Here is a 23,408-nt window from a genome sequence, read left to right on the forward strand (position 1 = left end):
TTCAGGGGTTGAGTGGGGACTTTCGATGACCGTGATTGACGAGCCGCAGCAAGAACAGACCTCCCAAGAGACCAATGCGGTCCCGCACGGCCACCCGCGCATCCTCGCGCTGGCGAATCAGAAGGGCGGTGTGGGAAAAACAACCACAGCGATCAATCTCGGCACGGCGCTCGCGGCGATCGGCGAACGCGTCCTGGTCGTCGATCTCGATCCCCAGGGCAACGCCTCGACCGGTCTCGGCATCGATCGCCGCAACCGCTCCTGCTCGACCTATGACGTGCTGATCGGTGAGGCCCCGCTGCGCGAAGCCGTGGTGTCGACCGCGGTGCCGCGGCTGCACATCGCGCCCTCGACGATGGATCTCTCCGGACTCGAGCTCGAGCTCGGCACCACGGCCGGCCGCGCCTTCAAGCTGCGCGACGCGATCGGCGCACTCAACAACAACGTCTCGCCTGAGGCTGACTACACCTACGTGCTGATCGATTGCCCGCCCTCGCTCAACCTGCTCACGGTGAATGCGATGGCTGCGTCGGATGCGATCCTGGTGCCGCTGCAGTGCGAGTTCTTCGCACTCGAAGGTCTGTCGCAATTGCTGCAGACGGTGGAGCAGGTGCGCTCGACGCTGAACCCGAATCTGTCGATCCACGGCATCGTGCTGACGATGTTCGACTCGCGCAACAATCTCTCGAACCAGGTCGTCGCCGACGTCCGCCAGTTCATGGGCGAGAAGGTCTACAAGACCATGATCCCGCGCAACGTGCGCATCTCGGAGGCGCCGTCCTACGGCAAGCCGGTGCTGGTCTACGACCTCAAATGCGTCGGCAGCGAAGCGTATTTGCGGCTCGCCACCGAAGTGATCCAGCGCGAGCGCGAGCTGCGCGTTACGCATTAGCGCCCATCCTACAAGTTTCGACAATTCAGTTCTGGAGTGCTGCAGCGTGAATCCAAGGGAGCTGGCGATGGCCGATGAAGCGCGTTCGCGACTGGGCCGGGGTCTTGCGAGTCTGATCGGTGATGTCGGCGGCGAGGCCCAGCACGTCGATCGCCCGCGCGCCCAGCGCAAGGTGCCGATCGAATTCATCAAGGCCAATCCGCGCAACCCGCGCCGGACGTTTTCGGACACGGAGCTCAAGGAGCTCTCCGAATCCATCAAGCAGCACGGCGTGATCCAGCCGATCGTGGTGCGTCCGGTGAAAGGCGCGCAGGACCGCTTCGAGATCATCGCCGGCGAGCGGCGCTGGCGGGCCTCGCAAATGGCTGGCCTGCATGAAGTGCCGATCGTGCCGGTCGACATCAGCGACAGCGATGCGCTCGAATTCGCGATCGTCGAGAACGTGCAGCGCGAAGACCTCAACCCGATGGAAGAGGCGCAGGGCTATCACGCGCTCGCCAACGAGTTCAGACGCAGCCAGGACGACATCGCAAAGGTCGTCGGCAAGAGCCGCAGCCATGTCGCCAACATGATGCGGCTGACCAAGTTGCCGGCCGAAGTGCAGGCCTTCATCGCGACCGGAGAGCTGACCGCTGGGCATGCCCGTGCGCTGATCGGCGTGCCAGATCCGCTGGCCGCCGCCAAGCGTATCGTCGCGGAAGGCCTCAATGTCCGCCAGGCCGAAGCGCTCGCGCATGAAGAGGGCGTGCCGGAGCGCAAGCCGCAAAAGGCGCGCGCCACCGCCGGCAAGGAAAAGGACCCAGACACGATCGATCTGGAGAAGCGCGTCAGCGACGCGCTCGGCCTCAAGGTCACCGTCAATCATCGCGACCCCGGCGGCTCGGTCCAGATCAATTACCGCAACCTCGATCAGCTCGACGAGGTGATGAAGCGGCTGGCCAAGGGCGCGCTGTAGTCCCTCTCGGTGTCATCCCGGCGTTGTGAGCCGGGCAGTTGGCCGCATCTTCGGTGTCGTCCTGGCGAAGGCCAGGACCCACCGCGTGATCTATCGATCGGATGCCGGGGCCAAAACCGCCATACGAATCTTCGTCAAACTTCTCTCTCTGAGGTGATGGGTCCGGGCTTTCGCCGTGACGACGTCCGGGAGATATTTGCGCATCTGGTTTCCCGCCGTCATTGCTTCGTCGCTTACGCTCCTCGCAATGACGTGGAGAGAGAGAAGGGCTTACCCCCGCCGCTTCGCGTTCGCCGCAATCGCCATCAGCGTGCGCTGGGCGATGGCGGCGGCGAGCGTGGATTGCTTGCGGGTGTCGAGCGCGGCGGTGGCGAGCTGCTCGATGACGGCGGCGAGCCTCGCCACACTGAAATTGCGCAGCGCGGTCTCAACCATGGGCTTCCTTGAAAAATGCAGGCGCGGATAGCCGCCCTCGAGCACGGCGGAGGCCGGTGTGCCGTCGGCGATCGCGAGCGCGGATTTGTGCAGCCACGCAGCCTGGCGCTGTGCCGCCGAGATGATCACGCCGGGATAGGTGCCGGCGATCATGGCCTTGGCGAATTCGGTCTCGACGATATCGGGCCGGCCGGCAAATGCGCCGTCGACGATCGGATCGAGCTTGAGCTCGGACGCATCGGCGACCACGGACATCACGTCATCCAGCGTGATCTCGCCTTTGCCATGGGCATAGAGCGTGAGCTTGCGCAGCTCGTTGCGCGAGGCCTGGCGATCGCCGCCGAGGAACGACATCAGCGCTGCGCGGGCATCCTGCGCGATGCGCAAATTGGCGAAGCGGAGCTCGTCCTCCATCAGTTTTGCGAGATCGCGCTCGGTGTCGGGATAGCAGCCGATCGCCACGGCGGTCTTGGCCTTTTCGCAGGCCTTGCGCAGCGGTGATTCCGGGCGCAGCTCGCCGGCTTCGATGACGATGCGGCAATCCTTGACGCCCATCCCGGCCAGCGTGTCGACGCCGGCGGCAAAGCTGCGCGAGCCGGCGCGGATGCGAATGGCGCGGCGGCCGCCGAACAGCGGTACGGTCATGGCCTCGTCGACCAGGCGCGACGGCTCGGCGGAGAGCTCGTCGCCATCGAGCTTCACGAGGGAGAAGGGATCGTTGGGATCGTCGACGGCGGACGCGATCAGCGCGTCGGCGCGCTCGCGCACGAGGCCGGCATCGGGACCATAGAGCAGGATGATCGGACGGCCCGCGTCGGGGCGGGCGAGGAAGGCGTCGATCTCTTTTCCGCGCAGCGCGACCATGACCTAGATCGTCATTCCGGGGCGCGCAAAGCGCGAGCCCGGAATCCAGAGGTTGGGAATCGAGATTCCGGGTTCACGCTATGCGTGTCCCGGAATGACGGGACTTGAATCAGGTGCCGGCGGTAAAGAACGCGGCGAGCCGTGTGTTGATGTTCTCGGCGATCTCGTTGGCGGCACGATCCTCGGCGTCACGCACCGCGCGGTTGCGGGCGAAACGCTGGTAGGAGCCGGGCATGTCGTAAGACACGCGCGAGAACGTCGTGCCGGTCATCACCGATTGGCCGGTCGCGACCTCGATCAGATTGTACTGGCAGTCGATGCCGTAGTTCTCGCTGTTCGGCAGGCCGGTGGTGGGATCGACGATCAGGGACGTCTTGCTGGAATTGAAGCGGATCACCAGGCGGTGGGTCGGCGGCATGCCTGTGGCCGAGCCGTAGAGCTTGAACGCCAGGGCGTTACGGACTTCGACGCCGACCCGGGCTTCACGCGAGGCGTTCGCCTTGTCGATCGGCGGCAGTTCGACGCCCATCAGCTTCTCACGCAAGCCGGGAGTACCGTCGGTGTGCTCGGCATACATTGGCCGGAAGCAGCCAGCCGTCAGCGCTGCCAAGGCGGCAACCGCGAGCAGGCGGGCTGCAATACGGATCCTAGCCGACAACATTCACGATCCTCTTGGGGACGATGATCACCTTGCGGACGGGCTTGCCGTCCAGGGCCAGCTTTACAGCATCGAGGGCCAAAGCGGCAGCCTCGATTTCCGGATTCTGCGCCGCTGTTGCAACTGTGACCTCACCCCGCTTCTTGCCGTTGACCTGAACCACCAGGGTCACGCTGTCTTCAACCAGCAAATCGCGTTCGATTTGCGGCCAGTCGGCCTCGGAAACCAGCCCGGGCTGACCCAGACCATTTTGAAACAGGACTTGCCAGCACTCCTCGGCCAGATGCGGCATCATGGGGGAGAACAGCTGGACCAGGATCTGGCTGGCCTCCCGGATCGCCCAGGCCAAATCTGGAGCGAGGTCAGCCGCCGGCTGGCTGGACCGCTGGAGCACCTCCGAGAACGTATTGGTGAATTCGCGGATATGGGCGAGGCAGACGTTGAAATGCAGTCGCTCGACGCCGGTCGTGACCTTGTCGAGCGCGCCATGGGCGGCCTTGCGCAAGAGGAGCGCATCGTCGCCGAACGAAGCCGGTCGGACCGCAGGCGCAGCCTTGGCGAGTTCCATGGCATCGTTCACCAGCCGCCACAGCCGCTGCACGAAGCGCGAGGCGCCCTGGACGCGCTCATCGCTCCAGATCACGTCGCGGTCGGGCGGGGAGTCCGACAGCATGAACCAGCGGGCGACGTCGGCGCCATAGGTCGCGATGATGTCGTCGGGGTCGACCGTGTTCTTCTTCGACTTCGACATCTTCTCGATCGCGCCGATCTGGACGTCTTCGCCGGTCGCAATCAGCGTTGCGCGGCGGCCGTTGCCGCCGACCTCGATCTTCACCTCGGCCGGCTGCACCCAGCTGCCGTCAGCCTTCTGGTAGGTCTCGTGCACCACCATGCCCTGCGTGAACATGCCGGCGAATGGCTCGTCCAGTGCGATGTGCCCGGTCGCCTTCATGGCGCGGGTGAAGAAGCGGCTGTAGAGCAGATGCAGGATCGCGTGCTCGACGCCGCCGATATACTGATCGACCGGCAGCATCCGGTTGGCGACCGCGGGCGTCGTCGGCGCGCTCTCGTTCCAGGGATCGGTGAAACGCGCAAAATACCAGGACGAATCCACGAAGGTGTCCATGGTGTCGGTTTCGCGCTGGGCCTTGCCGCCGCACTTGGGGCAGTTGACGTGCTTCCAGGTGGGGTGATGGTCGAGCGCGTTGCCCGGCTTGGCGAAGCTCACATCTTCCGGCAGCACAACCGGCAGGTCGGCATCCGGCACCGGCACGACGTCGCACTTCGGACAGTGGATGACCGGGATCGGGCAGCCCCAATAGCGCTGGCGCGAAATGCCCCAGTCGCGCAGGCGGAAGTTCACCTGTCGTTCGCCGACCGGCGCGTTGCCACGCAGCTCGGTTTCCAGGCGTTTTGCGACCTCCTCCTTAGCTTGATCGATGGTCATGCCGTCGAGGAAGCGCGAATTGATCATGCGGCCGTCACCGTCATAGGCGGTGTCGGTGATGACAAAGGACTTCGGATCCTGGCCCTCGGGGCACACGACCGGCGTGTTGCCGAGATTGTACTTGTTGACGAAGTCGAGGTCGCGCTGGTCATGCGCGGGACAGCCGAAGATGGCGCCGGTGCCGTATTCCATCAGCACGAAGTTGGCGACATAGACCGGCAGCTTCCAGGAGGGATCGAACGGATGCACCGCGCGGATGCCGGTGTCGAAACCCTGCTTCTCCGCGGTGTCGATGATCGACTGCGCGGTGCCGATCTTCTTGATGTCGGCGATGAACTCAGCGAGCTTCGGGTTCTTCGCGGCAGCTGCCTGCGCCAGCGGATGATCGGCCGAGATCGCCATGAACTTCGCGCCGAACAGCGTGTCCGGGCGCGTCGTGAAAATCTTCAGCTCGCTTTCGCCGGCGGGCGTGGTCGCCTGATCCAGCGCGAAGCGGATCAAGAGGCCCTCCGAGCGGCCGATCCAGTTGCGCTGCATCAGCCGCACCTTGTCGGGCCAGCGGTCGAGCCCATCCAGCGCCGACAGCAGTTCCTGCGAGTACTTCGTGATCTTGAAGACCCACTGGCTCATTTCCCGTTGTTCGACAACGGCACCAGAGCGCCAGCCGCGGCCGTCGATCACCTGTTCGTTGGCGAGCACGGTCATGTCGACCGGATCCCAGTTGAGCTTGCGCTTCTCGCGCTCGGCGAGGCCGGCGGCGAGCATGTCCAGGAACATCTTCTGCTGATGCTTGTAATAGCTTGGGTCGCAAGTCGCGAATTCGCGGCTCCAGTCCAGCGACAGCCCGATCGAGCGGAGCTGCTTCTTCATCGCGGCGATGTTGTCGTAGGTCCAGGCCTTGGGCGCGACCTTGCGCTCGATGGCGGCGTTCTCGGCCGGCAGGCCGAAGGCGTCCCAGCCCATCGGGTGCAGCACGTTGAACCCCTTGGCGCGCATGAAGCGGGCCAGCACGTCGCCGAGCGTGTAATTGCGGACATGGCCGATATGGATGCGCCCGGACGGGTAGGGGAACATCTCCAGCACATAGTATTTCGGCCGCGAATCGTCGTTCTTGGAGACGAAGATCGCCTGTTCGTCCCATTGGCGTTGCCAGCGCGGCTCGGCGTCGCGGGCGTTATAGCGTTCGGAGGTCATGGAATCGTTGCGTTTTCGTGGTTTTGGCGGCTGAAGAGGCCGGACTAGGCCATAGAAGTCCTCGGGGGGTCAATGGGTTGCCGCAGCCGGCGGGGCCTCGCAATGCTGCTCCGCAAAAGTACGGATGAGGGTATTCGGATCGGATTAAGGGGGCGGTGCGAGGTTGGCCGCCAAAAGGACACCGCGTCAGGCGATGGCCTCAGATCTCGACGATCCCGATGACCACGGGCCCGAGGCGGGGTTTGCGAAAAAGGCCTGCGAGCTCGATCGCAGCCGAAGCTGCAGGCTAGCTTGATCCGAACCCGAAGGACCGCGTTAGCGCAATGCGTGTAGCGGTTCTCCGAAGGATCATGCTCAAATGGCTAGCCCGCCATCGCGATCTCGGCGGTGGTGCCCTCGATCCGCAAAATGCCGTGCTCGACGACATTGTTGCGGCCGCGATGTTTGGCGGCGTAGAGCGCGGCGTCGGCGGCTTCGATCAGATCGCCCGGACGCAAGACCTCGTTCGGCCGCGTCGCCGCAACGCCGATCGACACCGTGACCACCATGTGGGCGGAGGTGATGTGCGGCAGGCAGAGCTTCAGCACGGCCGCGCGCACCTGTTCGCCGATTTCGACGGCGCGCATCACGTCGGTGTTCGGCAGCAGCAGGCAGAACTCCTCGCCGCCATAGCGGGCTGCGAAACCCATCGTGTCGGCGGCGATGCCGGACAGCGACTCGCCGAGCCGGGTCAGGCAGGAATCGCCCTCGAGATGGCCATAGGTGTCGTTGAACAGCTTGAAATGGTCGACGTCGATCATCAGAAGCGCGAGCTCGCTGCCATATTGCTGCGCGCGCATCCATTCGAAGTCGAGACGGCTCTGGAAGCCGCGGCGGTTGGCAAGTCCCGAGAGCATGTCGATCGACGCCATCACCGTCAGCCGGTCGTTGGTCGCGATCAACTCGCGCTCGCGCTGGCTGAGCTGGGCGGCCATTGCGTTGAAGGCGCGGGCGAGCGGCACGAATTCCGCTGGCAGCCGGTTGCGCGCGGCGCGGGCCGAGAGGTCGCCTTGGCCGAGCCGCTTGGCCATGTCGGCGAGCATCTCGATCGGCTTGATCACGAGCTTCTCGGCGGCGATCAGCGCGCCGAGCAGCACGAACATGACGACGAAAGCCAGCTGGAGATAGGCCGTGCGGATGTCGCGGCTCACTGCCGCGGACACCTTGTCCTCGTCGATGCTGGCGATCAGGCGGGAATTGGTGCCGGCGATGCGGATGAAGCTGACCGCGCGACGCGATCCGTCGGCGGCGAGGAACGACAGCGAGCCTTCGTCCTGGTCCGAGCGCAGGGCCATGTCGGCGATGGCCGACATCAGCGGCAGGTTGTCGAGCGGACGACCGACCGCAGCATGCTGGTCGGCGGGCGCGGCCAGCACGGTGCCGGCGCTGTCGACCAGCACCGCCGTGATGCCGGCGCGGCCGCCCAGATTGTTCATCACCTTCGACATCCAGTCGAGGTTGACGGTCGCGAGCACGACGGCGTCAGCGACGCCGCTGAACGCAGACACCGGATAAACCGCCATGACGGTCGGCGACTGCACGGGCCGCGACAGAATGAAGTCGGACAGCACGAAGCGGCCGGTTTCCTGCGCCTGCTGGAAATAAGGCCGATCGCTGAGGTCGAGGCCGACATACATGTTGTTGGTCGCGCACTGGATGCGGCCGTCCTGACCGGCGATCAGAAGCGTGCGGATCCAGGGCAGGCTCGTCGGCAGGCTTGCGCGCAGCACATCGCAGCTCTTGCTGACGCCGCCGGCGGAGGCGCGGATGAAGGCTTCCGATTTCAGGATGGTCTCGACCGACGAGATCACCTCGCGCTGTGCATCGGCGCTGTGTCTTGCGACCGTGGTGAATTCAACCGTAGCCTGCGCGATCTGCTTGGTCCGGGCGTCTTCAAGCGAGCGAATGCGCTCGAGCATCAGAGGCGCGACCAGAATCACCGCGAGCAACGCAAGCCGGGCCCTGATGCCGAGGACCTGCTTGAGTTTTGCTCGTTTGCGGTTGAAACTGACGTTTGCCATCTGCGCGACCCACCCCGCGCGCCAAGGTAAAGCGAAGGGTTCAAAAACCCTTTCTTGAACTCGGTAAAATTGGAACTACCTCCGTTACGGTCACAGCCCAATCGACATCATGACAGAAGAAAACGCAGCGCCGGTAACCGGCGATTCACCAAATGCGCTCGCCGCGGTCGAAGCGGAAATCGCGCGTGCCTGCAAGGATGCGCAGCGCGAACGTGCCTCCGTGACGCTGATCGCAGTGTCCAAGACGTTCGCGGCGGATGCAATTATCCCGGTTATCGGCGCCGGACAGCGCGTATTCGGCGAGAATCGCGTGCAGGAGGCCAAGAGCAAGTGGCCGGCGTTAACGTCTGTTTACTCCGACATCGCGCTGCATCTGATCGGGCCGCTGCAATCCAACAAGGCGAAAGAGGCGGTCGCACTGTTCGATGCCATCCATTCGGTCGACCGCCCGAGCATTTGCCAGGCGTTAGCCAAAGAAATCGAATCCCAGAACAAGCACCCGCAACTCTTCGTCCAGATCAACACCGGCGAGGAGCCGCAGAAGGCCGGCGTCGCCCCCGGCGAGGCCGACGCCTTCCTCGCGAGCTGCCGCGACACCTATGGCCTGACGATCTCCGGCCTCATGTGCATTCCGCCGGTGGACGAGCCGCCGGCGGCGCATTTCGCTCTCACCGCGAAGATCGCTGCGCGCAACGGATTACAGAACCTGTCGATGGGCATGAGCGCGGATTATGCGACCGCCATCATGCTAGGTGCCACCCACGTGCGCGTGGGAAGCGCGATCTTCGGGCATCGGTGATCGCGTGCGATTTGTTTTAGTCGTCCGGGCTTTCGCCAGGACGACTAAGAGGGGCGAGTTACGCGAACCTCACCGACACCTTGCCCAGCACGCCAAAGTCTGCGGCAAAATGATCACCAGCCTGGATCGGCAGCGGCGGATGGCAGGTGCCTGTCGTCACCACCTCTCCTGCCCGCAAGGTGATGCCGAGCCCGCGCAGCTCGTTGGCGAGCCAGGCGAGCGCAACGCGGGGATCGCCGAGCACGTTCTTGCCGTGACCGGTGTAGCCCTCGCCGCGCAGCGTGATCTGCGGCCGCTCCTCGACGAGATCCATCGCGCGCCAGTTCGCGCGCGTCGCCGCGCCCAGCACGAACAGATGTGCACAGGCGTTGTCGGCGATGAGCTGCGCCTCGCCGGCGCTGGCGAAATCGGTGAAGCGTGAATCCGGAATTTCGATCGCGGGATGCAACGTGTCGACGGCCGCGAGCACTTCGTCCAGGCCAAAGGACGTCGATCGCGGCGCAAGATCGCGTCCCATGCGGAAGCAGAACTCCGGCTCGCCGACGCGCATCGCGTTGCCCTTCATCGATGCGGTGCCGCCGTCGGCAATCACCGTGTCGCTCATGATGCGCCCGGCCAGCGGTCCCGCGACATTGATGTGCTTCTGTCCGGCCTCGCTGGTTGCCGCGATCTTCCAGCCAAACAGTTGGCCGAGCGATTGGTTTGCGAGGACGGCCTGCACGGCGTAGCCATCAGCACGGCTCTGCGGGCGCAGCGATGTCTCGAGCGCATCGAGCTTGCTGCCATCGCGCCAATGCTGAACGAGAACCTGCGAAGCGGCGGCGATCCGATCGTTGTCGAGCATGCGTCCTCACCCGATGATGATTTTTGTTCTTGGACCCAGCCGCCGCAGCAATTGCAGCATCGCCGCCTTGGTCATGGAGACACAGCCCGCGGTCGGACCGAAATTGTCGCGCGCCAGGTGCAGAAATACGGCGCTGCCACGACCCGCGATGCGCGGCCTGGTGTTGTGGTCGATCTCGATGATGAAGTCATAGAGTTGATCGGCGCGCTTCAGCCGGTCGCCGCCCTCTCCCTCGGCGCGCCGGATCCACTGGTTGTAGTGACGATCGCCGGGATCTTCGCACCAGGCGTCAGACCCGGTGATGATCCGCGCCGGCAGAAACGTCCTGGGACGGCTGTGCCGGTCGCCCCGCCACCACAATTGCCTAGGACGAAAATGGCCCCGGGGAGTACCGCCATCGCCCTCGCGCTTATTGGCCAGAATACCGCCGCGCCCCAGCGCCACGGGAATCGTCAGGCTGCCTGCCGTCAGCCAGCCCCGGCGCGGACTCCCGGCGGCAGGCCTAACGCGGATCGCGGATAACGGTCCGTGGCCTCGATTTCCGGTGTAACTGACTGACACAGCTTTATTTTTCATGTGAATACGCGATGTCGAATTCATTACAGGACATTCATCGAAACGCCCTGCTATTCTGGGTTAGAGTAATTCCGGCTTGTGAATCGGCAACAGCCCACTACTTCAACACGAACAACAATAAGAACAGCGACCCCTAAACTTCCCATCACGGTCGGGTGCGGCATGAATGCGCGTCCGTCCGACCCCAAAAGGATGATCCCCCATGGCCAATGCCCGCAAGATCCTGATCGTGGATGACGATACCGATCTGCGCGATACGTTGGTGGAGCAATTATCGCTACACGAAGAATTTGAAGCTTCCGCCGTCGATACTGGCGCCAAGGGCGCGAGCGCCGCAAAGGCCAACGCTCCCGATCTGGTCCTGATGGATGTCGGCCTCCCCGACACCGATGGCCGCGAGGTGGTCCGCTCCCTGCGCAAGGGCGGCTTCAAGGCGCCGATCATCATGCTGACGGGTCACGACACCGATTCCGACACGATTTTGGGCCTGGAATCCGGCGCCAACGACTATGTCGCCAAGCCCTTCCGTTTCGCCGTCTTGCTGGCCCGTATCCGAGCCCAGCTCCGCCAGCACGAGGCCAGTGAGGACGCCGTGTTCTCGGTCGGCCCCTACTCCTTCCGTCCCGGCTCGAAGATGCTGACCGCGGCCAACGCCCGCAAGGTTCGTCTCACCGAGAAGGAAACGGCAATCCTGCGCTTCCTCTATCGGGCCGGCCAGATGCCGGTGTCGCGCGAGACCCTGCTCCAGGAGGTCTGGGGCTATAATTCCGGCGTCACCACACATACGCTGGAAACCCACATCTACCGCCTTCGCCAGAAGATCGAGAAGGACGCCGCCAACCCGGAAATCCTGGTAACGGAAGCCGGTGGCTACAAGCTGGTGCCGTGATACGTTCCAGGAACGCGCGATTCGTCGTAAATTGGCGCGTTTCTCGAGCCTCGGACCGGAATGTCGATCGACGATGACGTAGCGCTGCTTGAGCGTGTCCCGACACTGCGCCTGTTGGGAGATGCCTCGTTGCGCATGCTGGCGATCGGCTCCGAGCAGCGTGACTTTGTCCGCGGCGACATCCTGTTCAATCTCGGTGACGATGCCGACGCCGGCTTCGTGGTTCAGCGCGGCGCCTTTCGCGTCGACGATGGCGCCGGCGCCGAGATGATCGCAGGTCCCGGCACCCTGATCGGTGAGCTTGCGCTGGTCGTGCCGATGAAGCGGCCATCGGGCGCGGTTGCGCTGGAGCATTCCTCCGTCATCCGCGTCGCGCGCAGCCTGTTTCAGCGCGTGCTCGAGAGCGATCCCGCCGCCGCACTTCGCCTGCGCGACGAATTCGCAATCCGCTCCAGCCAGATCGCCAGCGATATCTTGATGGCCGGCGCGAAGCTCAGCACGTAGCCGGCTCAAACCTCCAGCGTCACCGTCACCGGCACATGGTCCGACGGCCGCTCCCAGCTGCGGGCATCGCGCAAAATCCTGAAATCCTGGACCGCGTCCTTCAGCGCGCGCGAGACCCAGATGTGATCGAGCCGCCGGCCGCGGTCGCCGACGGTCCAGTCGGCGGAGCGATAGCTCCACCACGTGTAGACCTTTTCCGACATCGGAATGCGGTCCCGCGCGACGTCGACCCATTCGCCGGCGCTGAGCGCGGCCTGCAGCTTTTCGGTTTCGATCGGCGTATGCGAGACGACTTTCAGCAGCTGCTTGTGCGACCACACATCGTTCTCGTGCGGCGCGACGTTGAGATCGCCGACCAGGATGTGGCGATCCTCTCCGCGCGGATGCAACGGCTCGCACGCCTTCATCTCGTCGAGGAAGCGAAGCTTGTGATCGAACTTTTCGTTCAGCGCGGGATCGGGAATGTCGCCCCCGGCGGGTACGTAGAAATTATGCAGCACCAGCGGTTTTGCGATGTCGGCCTTGGTGCCGAAGGATACGGATATGTGGCGTGAATCCACCTTGTCGCAGAAGGTGCGGATATCGGTGGTCTCGAACGGAATCTTCGAGACGATGGCGACGCCGTGATAGCCCTTCTGCCCGTTCAGCGCGACGTGCTCGTAACCCAGCCGCTTGAAACGCTTCAACGGAAACGCGTCGTCGATGCATTTGGTCTCCTGAAGACACAGCACGTCCGGCCGCGCGCTCTTGAGAAACTTCGCGACCAGGTCGATGCGCAGCCGCACCGAATTGATGTTCCAGGTTGTCAGGGAAAAACGCATGGGAGTTGCGTCTTAGCAAGCTCTCACAAGGTGGGCAAAGGCGCAAAGCGCCGTGCCCACCGTCTTTTCGAGCTTGGAAATGGTGGGCGCAGCGCTTTGCCGACCTTACGGGGCCTACCCCGGGGACGGCACGCTGTAATTGGTGAAGTCGATCTTGAACATATTGGGATCGAGCTTCTTGCTGGTGTCCAGATTATAGACCGCGAATGTGGTGTCGTAGCCTTGCGGATCGGTCACGGTCCATTGCTTCAACTGGCCGTCCTTGGCGCCGAGCATCAGCAGGAGGCGACTGGTGCCGACCAGTGCCTGCTTCTCCTCGATGGTGACGCTGATGAAGAGGTCGTCGGCGGTGACGCTGACGACGTTGGTGTCCTTCATGAGGTCGATGCGGTCGGACAACAGGAAGCGCAGCGGCGTCTGTGACAGCGGATAGACGTCCTGTGTCGCGAGCTTGCGATCGCGCACCACGACGGAAGATCCATCGGCAACGATGTCGATCGGGCTCGGCGGATCATATTCGACGCGCATCTTGCCGGGCTTCTGGATGTAGAAGTCCCCCTGCGTCTTGCTGCCGTCGGGGCCGACCTGGACGAAATTTCCGACCAGCGTCGACAGCGAGGACAGATAGGCGCTGACCTTGGCCGCCTGCGCCTTCTGGTTCGCATCGAAGCTCTGGAAGATGCTGCTCGGCACGTTGCGGCGCGGATCGGGAATGATCGGATTCGGCGGCGCCTGCGTTGCGCCTGTCACTGCGGGTCCTCCGCCTCCGGCTTGCGCACCATCGCGCCCCTTCGGCGCCGGCTTCGGCACGGGCACGTTCTGCGCAAACGACGCTGCAGTCGCCATCGCGGCAGTGACGAGAAGCACGCCCACGACGCGCGCGCTGCGCGCAGCGAGAGAGGCTGCGAATCCAATGTCCGGATGTCTGGTCAACGCGTCGTCCTGTGTGGCTGGGCGTCGTTTTAGCGTGATTTCGGGCAAAAGCAGAGATCGAATTTGCGTGAGGATATCATTCCGAGGCAGGCCGGAAGCCCTTTGCCTCACATATGGCTGTCTTCTTCCTCGACCAGAATCTCGCGCTTGCCGGCGTGATTGGCGGGTCCGACGATGCCTTCCAGTTCCATGCGCTCCATCAGCGATGCGGCGCGGTTATAGCCGATTTGCAGCCGGCGCTGGATGTAGCTGGTCGAGGCCTTGCGGTCGCGTTTGACGATCGCAACGGCCTGCTGGAAGAGGTCGCCGCCGCCATCCGCGCCCATTCCACTGGCGTCGAACACCGCGCCGCCATCTTCGTCCTCGGTGGGCTCTTCGGCGGTCACAGCTTCGAGATATTCGGGCTGACCCTGCGTCTTGAGATGACGCACCACCTTCTCGACTTCCTCGTCCGATGCAAAAGGTCCATGGACGCGGCTGATGCGGCCGCCGCCGGCCATGTAGAGCATGTCGCCCTGGCCGAGCAGCTGCTCGGCGCCCATCTCGCCCAAAATGGTGCGGCTGTCGATCTTCGACGTCACCTGGAAGGCGATGCGGGTCGGGAAGTTGGCCTTGATGGTGCCGGTGATGACGTCCACCGACGGACGCTGCGTCGCCAGGATCACATGCAGACCGGCGGCGCGCGCCATCTGCGCGAGGCGCTGCACCGCGCCTTCGATGTCCTTGCCGGCGACCATCATCAGGTCGGCCATTTCGTCGACGATGATGACGATGTAGGGCAGCGGATCGAGCGAAAGCTTCTCTTCCTCGTAGATCGCCTTGCCGGTTTCCTTGTCGAAGCCGGTGTGCACCGTGCGCGTCGGCTCTTCGCCCTTGGCCTTCAATTCGAGCAGGCGCGTGTTGTAGCCGTCGATGTTGCGCACACCGAGCTTGGCCATGTTCTTGTAGCGCTCTTCCATCTCGCGCACGGCCCATTTCAACGCGACCACCGCCTTCTTCGGATCGGTCACGACGGGCGTGAGCAGATGGGGAATGCCGTCATAGACGGAGAGTTCGAGCATCTTCGGATCGACCATGATCAGCCGGCACTGGTCCGGGCGCAGCCGGTAGACCAGGCTGAGGATCATGGTGTTGATCGCAACCGACTTACCGGAGCCGGTGGTACCGGCGATCAGCATGTGCGGCGTGCGCGCGAGATCGATGATGACGGGGTCGCCGCCGATGGTCTTGCCGAGGCAGAGCGGCAGTTTTGCGACGGTGTCGGTGGCTTCCTTCGCCACCAGCAATTCGCGCAAGTAGACTTTTTCGCGATGCGCGTTCGGCAGCTCGATGCCGATGGCGTTGCGGCCGGGCACGACCGCGACGCGCGCCGACAGCGCGCTCATCGAGCGGGCGATGTCGTCGGCAAGTCCGATCACGCGCGAGGACTTGATGCCGGGCGCCGGCTCCAGCTCGTACAGCGTGACGACGGGACCCGGATTGGCCTTCACGATCTCGCCGCGGACGCCGAAGTCCTGCAGCACGCCTTCGAGCGCGCGCGAATTGGTTTCCAACTCGGCCTTGCTGAGCGGCTGGCGATCGCCGGCCTTCGGGGCGGCCAGCATGGAGACGGACGGAAGATCGAACTTATCGGTGGATTTCTTGGAAGCGGCTTTCGGTGCAGCCTTTTTGCGTGGAGCGCGCGCGGCCGGCTCCTCCTCCTCTTCGTCGTCCTCCTCTTCCACCGGTTCCTCGTGCTCGTCCTCGTAGTCCTCATCTTCGGACTGCGGCGAGATCGAAGGCGCGGCGCGACCGCCGCCGAGATTGGGCTCCTGACGGGAGAACGCGACCGCCTTGGCCTTCGGTCCGCTCGAGACCAGCGAGCGATAGGCCGCGCCGAACAGCCAGATCAGCCGCGCCTTGGTGCTCATCAGTGCATGGAACAGCCAGCCCAGCGACACCGAGCCACGATCGCTCTCCTCGTCTTCGTCGAGCGGCTTGTCGTCGTCCTCGATCTCCGCGAGCTCGTGGTCATGCTCGCGCGCGCCGAGCCCGCATGCGATCAGGAAGGTCGCGGCCAGCGCGACGAAGAGGATGGCGCCGAGCACCATGCGATAGATCACGCCGGGCGGTCCGAAGATCACTGCCGGTGCGCGCACCAGCGCATCGCCGACCACTCCGCCGAGTCCGGTCGGCAGCGGCCAGGCGCCGCCATGCGGCCAGCAGCTGACGAAGCCCGCCGCGATCACCGTGCAGAGAATCCAGGAGCCGAGCCGCAGCGCCTCGCGATCGAACGGGCGATGGGTCATCATGCGCCAGCCCCACACCGCGACCGTCAGGATCAGCATGATCGCGCCGAGCCCGAGGATCTGCATCGCAAGGTCCGCGCCGATGGCGCCGGCATAGCCGAGAACGTTGTGAATCGGTCGCGACGTCGCGTGGCTCAGGCTCGGGTCCTGCACCGACCAGGTCATCAGCGCGGCGGACGCGACGCCCGACAGCGTGACCAGGCCGAATCCGCTGAGCTCGCGCACACGCCGGCTCAGCGCCTCGCGGATCGAGGGCGGCAGATGGCCGACCAGGGGAATGACACGTTCGATTGTCGACATGCTCATGGGCCCGCCTAACCCAGAGTTTCGACCAGCCGGTGCAGCGCCTGCGCCGTGGTCTCACTATCCTGCACCAGCGCCAGGCGAATGTAGCCGGCGCCGGGATTGAAGCCGTCGGGCTGACGCCGCGCCAGAAAGGAACCGGGCACCACGCGCACGCCGGCTTCCCTAAAAAGCTTCAGGGTCACGGAGACGTCGTCGCCGACCCCGGACGTATTGAGCCAGACGCAGAAGCCGGCGTCGGGCCGGCGATAGCCGTAACGATTGCCGATGATCTGGTCGGCAAGATCGAACTTGATCCGGTAGAGCCTGCGGTTCTCCTCGACGTGCGCTTCATCGCCGTAAGCCACGGTCGCGACATGCTGGAGCGGCACCGGCACCTGGGGCGCTGCGATGTTGCGCAGCTCCAGGAACATGCCGATGAACTTCCTGTCGCCGGCGGCGAAGCCGACGCGTAGGCCCGGCAGGTTCGAGCGCTTCGACAGCGACTGGAACGCGGCCACGCGGGCGAAATCCGGACCCGCACATTCGAGTGCGCTGCCAGGTGCCTGACGGGTGTAGATTTCGGAGTAGCACTCGTCGCTGAGGATCATGAAGTTGTGGCGATCGGCGAGTTGCTTCAGCCGCGTGAAATAATCGCGCGAGGCGACCGAGCCCTGCGGATTGGCCGGCGAGGCCAGATAGAACGCGACCGTGCGTGCCAGCGTCGCTTCGTCGATCGCGTCGAGATCAGGCAGGAAGCCGTTTTCGACGGTCGTCGGCAGATAGACCGGCTCGCAGGCCGCGGCGCCGGCGCCTGCGCCATAGACCGGATAGAACGGGTTCGGCATCAGGATGGCGGGCTTGCCGGGACGTGGGCCGACATAGCGGGCTGCTGCGATCGCGGCGAGGAACAGCCCTTCCCGGCTGCCATTGAGGACGAGAATCTCGCTCTTGGGATCGAGCGGTCGCGGCAGCCTGAAGCGCGACGATAACCAGGCGCTCGCGGCCTGGCGGAACGGCTCGGTGCCCTGGTTCATCGGGTAACGGCCGAAATCGGCGATGTGCTTGGCCAGCACCGGCCCGACGAAGTCGGGCACGGGGTGCTGCGGCTCACCAACCGCAAGCGAAATCAACGGCTTGCCGGGCTGATGCGGCGCCAACAGCTCGTTCAGCCGGACGAAGGGCGAGCGTTCGTTGTCGGAGCTTCCACCGGCTAGCGGCGCACGGGATGAAGCGGTCATGACCATTCTGGGCGCCAGCACTCTTGGAACGGCCGGCGCATGGAGACGCCGGCGGGTAAGCGGTTCAGTTCACCATAGATAGGGCGAGGTTAAGACGCGATTAACCATCGGCCGCCCGGCCCGTCCAGAGCGGGAATAATGAGGCCGGAAAACATGGCGGCTTCGTCACCTCTCCCGCTTGCGGGAGAGGTCGACGCGAAGCGTCGGGTGAGGGTTCTCTCCTCTTGGGGGTTCTCGCCTGCGGAGACACCCCCACCCCAGCCCTCCCCCGCAAGCGCAGGGGAATCGCATATGGATTTGCGACCCCTATTGCGTTGTTTTGTAAGATGGATTCTGAGAACGACTCCCACAAGGCGGAGGGAGTCGGATGGGAAAGTTCAAGAAGGCATTTCGGCGATTGTCGGACCCGCGTGCAGCGAACGCACGACACGATCTGCTGGAGGTATTGGTCATCGCCTTGGCTGCGGTGCTTTGCGGAGCAGAGACCTGTTCGGACATGGCGGAGTTTGGGCAGGCCAAGGAAGAGCTGCTGCGGCTGTTTCTGCGCCTGGAGCACGGGATTCCCAGTCACGATACGTTCAGCCGCGTGTTCCGTTTGCTCGACCCGGAGGCCTTCGAGGCGGCATTCCGCCGCTTCATGGCGGCGTTTGCCAAGACCAACCGGCTCGATCTCACCGGGGTGGTTGCGGTCGACGGCAAGGCGCTGCGTGGCGCCTTCGAGCGTGGTTCGCGCTACGAGCCTTTGCATCTGGTCAACGTCTGGGCGGTGGAAGCGCGCATGTCCCTTGCCCAGCAGAAGGCTCCTGGCCGCAACGAGACCAAGGGAGCATTGGAGGTCTTGGCACTGCTGTCGCTCAAAGGCAGCATCGTCACGGCCGATGCGCTGCATTGCCATCGTGCGATGGCCAAGACGGTGCTCGAGCGCGGTGGCGACTACGTGTTGGCGATCAAGGCCAACCGTGGACCTCTGTACAAGACCGTGGTCGCGCAGTTTGCCCGCTCCGGCGAGCGCAGCACAACCAAGAAGGTCGAGCCGTCCACCCACGATCGGCGCGAAGCACGCCGGGCAACCATCATGCGCAACACCAGCTTGGCTGCCGTCCACGACTTCCCGGGCGTCGTCGCGATCGGCCGCGTCACCTCGCGCAGGCAATTGCAGGGCAATCGTGCCGATCCGCCGGTCGTGCGCTATTATCTGCTCTCCAAGTTCATGTCCGCCAAGCGGCTGCTGCAGGTCACGCGCAGTCATTGGACCATCGAGAACCAATTGCACTGGGTGCTCGACGTCCACTTCGACGAGGATGGCAACCGGGCGAGATTGGACCATGCTCCGGAGAATCTCGCCCGCCTGCGCAGGCTCGCACTCAACATCCTTCAATCTTGCCCCGGCCCCACCTCCATACGTCGCAAAATCAAGCGCGCGGGGTGGGACAACAGCTTCCTCCTCGCCCTGTTCGGTCATATGCGATAGCCCTGCCCGCAAGCGGGAGAGGGAGCGCACCGTCTCCCCGGCCTAATGGCCCGGCAGCTTCTCGAATGTCGCCATGCCGGCGGGGATGGCGTGGAACTCCTGCTTGTCGCAGGTGTAGATCGCCATCTGCGGATGGAACTGGCTCGGCTCGTCCAATGTGCCGACTTTCACGACCGCTGCCGGCAGTCCCGGCACCTTGGTCACCAGATGGGTGCCGCACTCGGCGCAGAATTCCCGTGTCACGGCGCGGGTGAGGTCCTTGCGGGTGAACTGCTTGGGTTGTCCGGTGATGTAGGTGAAGCCGGCCGCCGGCATCGCGATGAAGGTGTTGGGCGCGCCGCCCGAGATGTACTGGCACTCGCGGCAGTGGCACTGCGCCTGCATCATCGGATCGCCCTCGGCCACGTAGCGCACTTCGCCGCAATAGCACCCGCCTTCCAAACGCATGACGACCTCCCGTGTTGTTGTTCGTTGTGGTCGTTATTTCTGCGCCGGCAATCCGGAATGGCAATGCTTTTCTTCGGAGCGGCGTCGAAAAGAATCCTGGCAAAAAGAATTGGCAAAAAGAAAGGGGCTCCAGCTTGCGCTGGAGCCCCTCAACGGTCGGGGCATTGCCGGGTATGTGCCCAAACCGTAGGTCTGGATGCGACCTCCGGGAGAAGATCGCATCCCGGGAGAGTGCTTACATGTTGTAGGCGCGCTCGGTGTGGTCGGTGATGTCCAAGCCTTCACGCTCGCTCTCGACATTGGCGCGCAGGCCAACGATCACATCGACGACCTTGTAGAGGATCGCCGAACCGACGCCCGACCACACCAGCGTGGTGCAGACGGCTTCGATCTGGGAGAGCATCTGCGCCGCGAAGTCGTAATCGGCAACCTTGGGCGGGATCGCGGTGTAGTCGATGATGCCCGCACCACCGAGAGCCGGATTGACCAGGATGCCGGTGCCGAGAGCGCCGACGATGCCGCCGATGCAGTGCACGCCGAACACGTCGAGCGAGTCGTCATAGCCGAGCGCGTTCTTCACGACGGTGCAGAAGAACAGGCAGACCACGCCGACCACGAGACCGAGGACGATCGCACCCATGACGCCGGAGAAGCCGGCGGCAGGCGTGACGGCCACGAGGCCCGCGACGGCGCCGGAGATGACGCCGAGCACCGACGGATGACCCTTCACGATCCACTCCGCGAACATCCACGACAGCGCGGCGGCTGCGGTGGCGACGAAGGAGTTGGTCATGGCGAGGGCTGCGCCGCCATTGGCTTCGAGGTTGGAGCCGGCGTTGAAGCCGAACCAGCCGACCCAGAGCAGCGAGGCGCCGATCATCGACATGGTCAGCGAGTGCGGAGCCATCAGCTCCTTGCCGTAGCCGACGCGCTTGCCGATCAGGAGAGCGCCGACGAGACCTGCGATACCGGCGTTGATGTGCACCACGGTGCCGCCGGCGAAGTCGATCGCGCCCTTCTTGAAGATCCAGCCGGCGTCGGCGTTGATCTCGTCGAGCTTGGCCTGAGCCGCGGTCTTCGCCGCCGCATCACCCGCCGCAGCCAGAGCCTTGGCCGCGTCCTGGATCGCGTCCGGGCCGGGCCAGTACCAGACCATGTGCGCGATCGGGAAGTAGATCAGCGTGACCCAGAGCGGGATGAACAGGGCGATCGCCGAGAACTTCATGCGCTCGGCAAAGGCGCCGACGATGAGGGCGGGCGTGATCGCCGCGAAGGTCATCTGGAAGCACATATAGACGAGCTCCGAGATGTTGGCGTCGACCGAGAAGGTCGCCGCCTTCGAGTCGGTGGTGACGCCCATCATGAAGGCCTTGGAGAAGCCGCCGATGAAGTCGGAACCGCCGGTGAAGGCGAGGCTGTAGCCGTACACGGCCCAGATCACGGTGACGACGCAGACGGTGTAGAACACCTGCATCAGAACCGAGAGCATGTTCTTGGAACGGACGAGGCCGCCGTAGAACAGCGCGAGACCCGGGATCGTCATCAACAGCACGAGGACTGTCGATGTCAGCATCCAGGCGTTATCCCCCTTGTTGACCGTTGGCTCGGCGTAGGCTGCGGTCGCAGCGAACAGGCCGACTGCGAGAGCCGCCAATCCCGCGCCATAGGGACGCTTAAACGTCATTTCATTTACTCCTGATTGGATTTTGGTTGAGCGCGAAATCAAAGGGCCGCAGCGTCGGCCTCGCCGGTGCGGATGCGGACCGCATGGTCGAGGTTGATGACGAAGATCTTGCCGTCGCCGATCTGTCCGGTTTTCGCAGCCGACGTGATGGCGTCGATGGTCTTGTCGACCTGCTCGGAGGCGACAGCGACTTCGATCTTGATCTTGGGCAGGAAGCTCACGGCATACTCGGCGCCGCGGTAGATTTCCGTGTGGCCTTTCTGACGGCCATATCCCTTGACTTCCGTCACCGTGAGACCGTGAACGCCAATGGCGGTCAGGGCGTCACGGACTTCTTCCAGCTTGAATGGCTTGATAATTGCCATAACAATTTTCATGGGTCCTATCCCCGCTTGGGCCCGGTCCGGACATGGCCGGGCGTTTCTCGACTGGTTCGCCACGAGGGAGAAGTTCACTACGCGGGCACAGCCGAGGCCTTTAGAATCAAATGCCGTGCCAGATCGGGCGCGTTGCCTAACGGACTATGAAGACGGGGCTTTTCGCGTTTGGCGGGTGTTGCGCTGCAGTGCGCTATTACGTCGCGCCCAATCCATGGTCAGGCCTGATCAAAAAGCAGGCATGACAGGCTGCCGACACAATTGTTGCTCATGCGTCGTGCAGGCAGAAGGTATTTTGTTACAGTCAGGCTTGCCAAAGGGGCTCGCCGGCCGCGAAAATATCGAGCCGGCGCGCAGCGTGCTCACGGGTTACGCGCAGCCAATCAACGTGATCAGGGCCGGCTGCCGGACCGTCATGCTGCGTCGCGCTCTGCGAAAACCCGGTCGACCAGTCCCCATTCGACTCCCTGCTGCGCGGTCATGAAGTGGTCGCGGTCCAGGGTCCGTTCCACCTCCTCTTCGGTGCGTCCGCAATGTTGCGCATAGAGGCGGATGATGCGCCGCTTGGTTTCCTGCATCTCGTTGGCATGGATCAGGATGTCGGACGCCTGGCCCTGGAAGCCGCCGAGCGGCTGGTGCACGTGAAGGCTGGCATTGGGCAAGGCGGCGCGGTGACCGGGCTCGCCGGCCATCAGCAGGAACGAGCCCATGGAGCGCGCGGTGCCCATGCACAGCGTATGAACCGGGGCCTTGATGAACTGCATGGTGTCGTACATCGCGAGCCCGGAGGTGACCACGCCGCCATAGGAGTTGATGTAGAGATTGATCGGCCGGCCCGGATTCTCCGCCTCCAGGAACAGCAGCTGCGCACAGACCAGCCCGGACATCGCGTCATTGACCTCGCCGTTGAGGAAGATGATGCGCTCGCGCAGCAGCCGCGAATAGATGTCGAAGGATCGTTCGCCGCGGGCGGATTGTTCGACGACCATAGGGACGAGCTGAAGCATGTCGCGCATCGGCGACCTCCATGTCTGCGGGTGATGAAGTCTTGTGGTTGCTAGGCCGCCGCGCGCATCAGGCAGCGATTGCTGTTGGCCGGCTGTGGCAGCTTGGCGCCGATGTCCTGCTGGATGATGCGAAAGCGGGTGCCCCCGTCCTCGTTCGGCTCGATCCGGAAGATGACGTGGCTCTCGCGAAACGGCGGTTCGGAATCGCGAAGCCGGTAGCGTACCTCTTCGCCTGGGATCGACGATTCCGGCTCGGCGCCGGCAAGGTCGCAATCCGGCAGCCAGCGCTCGCGCAATTCAGGAATGGTCACGGCGCGCCAGACTTTTGCCGGCGGCGCATCGAATTCAAATTCAAGCACCAGGTTTGCGTCAGGGCGATCAGGCTTCATGGCGTCGCTCATTGATCCGGTTCTTATTGATCCATGTCCTTCAAGAGATCGGCGAGTGCTTCCATGCGCTTCGGCCAATAGGCGCGGTAGCGCGCAAGCCATGCCCCGATGGCGACAATTCCGTCCGGGTCGACTTCGTAGTTCACAAAGCGGCCCTGCCGCTGCTCGCGCACGAGCCCGGCCGCGCGCAGCACCGAAAGATGCTGCGACATCGCGGGTTGGCTGATCTCCAATCCGTCACGCAAGGCGCTGGCATTCAGGCTTCCGCCCGCGAGCTTCTCAAAGACCTTGCGCCGGGTCGGGTCGGCCAGCGCCTTGAAGATGTCGGCTTCGATCATGGCAACACATAAG

At 64.0% G+C, this 23,408-nt stretch carries 22 protein-coding genes; 6 read left to right on the forward strand and 16 right to left on the reverse strand.

The features are described 5' to 3' along the window. The first annotated feature begins 25 nt into the window (after positions 1–25). Positions 26–892 carry a ParA family protein gene (locus tag ACWAT4_RS01070; protein ID WP_212301889.1) on the forward strand — a complete coding sequence of 289 codons (867 nt, stop codon included), beginning with the start codon at positions 26–28 and terminating at the stop codon, positions 890–892. 67 nt (positions 893–959) lie between these two features. Further along, positions 960–1,847 carry a ParB/RepB/Spo0J family partition protein gene (locus ACWAT4_RS01075; RefSeq protein WP_212424171.1) on the forward strand — a complete coding sequence of 296 codons (888 nt, stop codon included), beginning with the start codon at positions 960–962 and terminating at the stop codon, positions 1,845–1,847. 270 nt (positions 1,848–2,117) lie between these two features. Here the strand turns inward: ACWAT4_RS01075 and holA are convergent, their stop codons facing one another. The 4 genes from holA to ACWAT4_RS01095 form a co-directional block, all read right to left on the reverse strand. Beyond that, positions 2,118–3,146: a DNA polymerase III subunit delta gene (holA, locus tag ACWAT4_RS01080; RefSeq protein ID WP_449729617.1), complete on the reverse strand. Its 1,029-nt coding sequence runs from the start codon at positions 3,144–3,146 to the stop codon at positions 2,118–2,120. Positions 3,147–3,255: 109 nt separating this feature from the next. After that, positions 3,256–3,807, reverse strand: coding sequence for an LPS assembly lipoprotein LptE (locus tag ACWAT4_RS01085; protein WP_212301886.1), 552 nt, complete (start codon positions 3,805–3,807; stop codon positions 3,256–3,258). Further along, positions 3,794–6,445 carry a leucine--tRNA ligase gene (gene leuS, locus ACWAT4_RS01090; RefSeq protein WP_449729618.1) on the reverse strand — a complete coding sequence of 884 codons (2,652 nt, stop codon included), beginning with the start codon at positions 6,443–6,445 and terminating at the stop codon, positions 3,794–3,796. Before leuS ends, ACWAT4_RS01085 begins: the two co-directional genes overlap by 14 nt. Before the next feature lie 362 nt (positions 6,446–6,807). Next, positions 6,808–8,505 carry a sensor domain-containing diguanylate cyclase gene (locus ACWAT4_RS01095; protein WP_212301884.1) on the reverse strand — a complete coding sequence of 566 codons (1,698 nt, stop codon included), beginning with the start codon at positions 8,503–8,505 and terminating at the stop codon, positions 6,808–6,810. 109 nt (positions 8,506–8,614) lie between these two features. Here ACWAT4_RS01095 and ACWAT4_RS01100 point away from each other — a divergent pair, with 109 nt between their 5' ends. Then, positions 8,615–9,304, forward strand: coding sequence for a YggS family pyridoxal phosphate-dependent enzyme (locus ACWAT4_RS01100; protein ID WP_212301883.1), 690 nt, complete (start codon positions 8,615–8,617; stop codon positions 9,302–9,304). A gap of 58 nt (positions 9,305–9,362) precedes the next feature. On the opposite strand, the gene ACWAT4_RS01105 is transcribed toward ACWAT4_RS01100, so the two are convergent. Beyond that, positions 9,363–10,148, reverse strand: a complete 786-nt coding sequence (locus ACWAT4_RS01105) for a 2-keto-4-pentenoate hydratase (protein WP_212301882.1) — start codon at positions 10,146–10,148, stop codon at positions 9,363–9,365. A gap of 6 nt (positions 10,149–10,154) precedes the next feature. Beyond that, on the reverse strand, positions 10,155–10,724 hold the full coding sequence (locus ACWAT4_RS01110; RefSeq protein ID WP_212424428.1) for a L,D-transpeptidase family protein: 570 nt from the start codon (positions 10,722–10,724) through the stop codon (positions 10,155–10,157). A 202-nt stretch (positions 10,725–10,926) separates the two neighbouring features. Here ACWAT4_RS01110 and ACWAT4_RS01115 point away from each other — a divergent pair, with 202 nt between their 5' ends. Beyond that, positions 10,927–11,613: a response regulator transcription factor gene (locus ACWAT4_RS01115; RefSeq protein WP_007598630.1), complete on the forward strand. Its 687-nt coding sequence runs from the start codon at positions 10,927–10,929 to the stop codon at positions 11,611–11,613. Positions 11,614–11,673: 60 nt separating this feature from the next. After that, positions 11,674–12,117, forward strand: coding sequence for a cyclic nucleotide-binding domain-containing protein (locus ACWAT4_RS01120; RefSeq protein WP_212301881.1), 444 nt, complete (start codon positions 11,674–11,676; stop codon positions 12,115–12,117). A 5-nt stretch (positions 12,118–12,122) separates the two neighbouring features. Here ACWAT4_RS01120 and xth read toward each other — a convergent pair whose 3' ends face one another. The 4 genes from xth to ACWAT4_RS01140 all read right to left on the reverse strand — a co-directional run bounded on the left by xth (position 12,123) and on the right by ACWAT4_RS01140 (position 17,688). Further along, the gene (gene xth, locus ACWAT4_RS01125) at positions 12,123–12,938 is read right to left on the reverse strand and encodes an exodeoxyribonuclease III (protein WP_449729619.1); all 816 of its coding nucleotides are present in this window, start codon (positions 12,936–12,938) and stop codon (positions 12,123–12,125) included. A 114-nt stretch (positions 12,939–13,052) separates the two neighbouring features. Continuing rightward, positions 13,053–13,784: an outer membrane lipoprotein carrier protein LolA gene (locus tag ACWAT4_RS01130; protein ID WP_249149672.1), complete on the reverse strand. Its 732-nt coding sequence runs from the start codon at positions 13,782–13,784 to the stop codon at positions 13,053–13,055. 194 nt (positions 13,785–13,978) lie between these two features. Then, complete coding sequence (locus tag ACWAT4_RS01135) at positions 13,979–16,465, reverse strand: DNA translocase FtsK (protein ID WP_449729620.1); 2,487 nt, start codon at positions 16,463–16,465, stop codon at positions 13,979–13,981. An 8-nt stretch (positions 16,466–16,473) separates the two neighbouring features. Then, the gene (locus ACWAT4_RS01140) at positions 16,474–17,688 is read right to left on the reverse strand and encodes an aminotransferase class I/II-fold pyridoxal phosphate-dependent enzyme (protein WP_212301877.1); all 1,215 of its coding nucleotides are present in this window, start codon (positions 17,686–17,688) and stop codon (positions 16,474–16,476) included. A gap of 361 nt (positions 17,689–18,049) precedes the next feature. On the opposite strand from ACWAT4_RS01140, the gene ACWAT4_RS01145 reads away from it, so the two are divergent. Next, positions 18,050–19,153 (forward strand): ISAs1 family transposase, encoded by a 1,104-nt coding sequence (locus tag ACWAT4_RS01145; RefSeq protein WP_212428606.1) that lies wholly within the window; start codon positions 18,050–18,052, stop codon positions 19,151–19,153. Between the two features lie 42 nt (positions 19,154–19,195). On the opposite strand, the gene ACWAT4_RS01150 is transcribed toward ACWAT4_RS01145, so the two are convergent. From ACWAT4_RS01150 to ACWAT4_RS01175, 6 genes are all read right to left on the reverse strand, one after another. Next, on the reverse strand, positions 19,196–19,600 hold the full coding sequence (locus ACWAT4_RS01150; protein ID WP_212301876.1) for a GFA family protein: 405 nt from the start codon (positions 19,598–19,600) through the stop codon (positions 19,196–19,198). A 235-nt stretch (positions 19,601–19,835) separates the two neighbouring features. Next, positions 19,836–21,284: an ammonium transporter gene (locus ACWAT4_RS01155; protein WP_212301875.1), complete on the reverse strand. Its 1,449-nt coding sequence runs from the start codon at positions 21,282–21,284 to the stop codon at positions 19,836–19,838. Between the two features lie 38 nt (positions 21,285–21,322). Further along, positions 21,323–21,661 carry a P-II family nitrogen regulator gene (locus ACWAT4_RS01160; protein WP_027535364.1) on the reverse strand — a complete coding sequence of 113 codons (339 nt, stop codon included), beginning with the start codon at positions 21,659–21,661 and terminating at the stop codon, positions 21,323–21,325. Between the two features lie 413 nt (positions 21,662–22,074). Next, on the reverse strand, positions 22,075–22,677 hold the full coding sequence (locus ACWAT4_RS01165) for an ATP-dependent Clp protease proteolytic subunit (protein ID WP_212301874.1): 603 nt from the start codon (positions 22,675–22,677) through the stop codon (positions 22,075–22,077). 41 nt (positions 22,678–22,718) lie between these two features. Continuing rightward, positions 22,719–23,069 (reverse strand): SRPBCC family protein, encoded by a 351-nt coding sequence (locus tag ACWAT4_RS01170; protein WP_449729621.1) that lies wholly within the window; start codon positions 23,067–23,069, stop codon positions 22,719–22,721. Positions 23,070–23,080: 11 nt separating this feature from the next. Beyond that, positions 23,081–23,395 (reverse strand): ArsR/SmtB family transcription factor, encoded by a 315-nt coding sequence (locus ACWAT4_RS01175; protein WP_018646000.1) that lies wholly within the window; start codon positions 23,393–23,395, stop codon positions 23,081–23,083. Positions 23,396–23,408: the final 13 nt, after the last annotated feature.

It is taken from the genome of Bradyrhizobium sp. T-1, assembly GCF_053592855.1.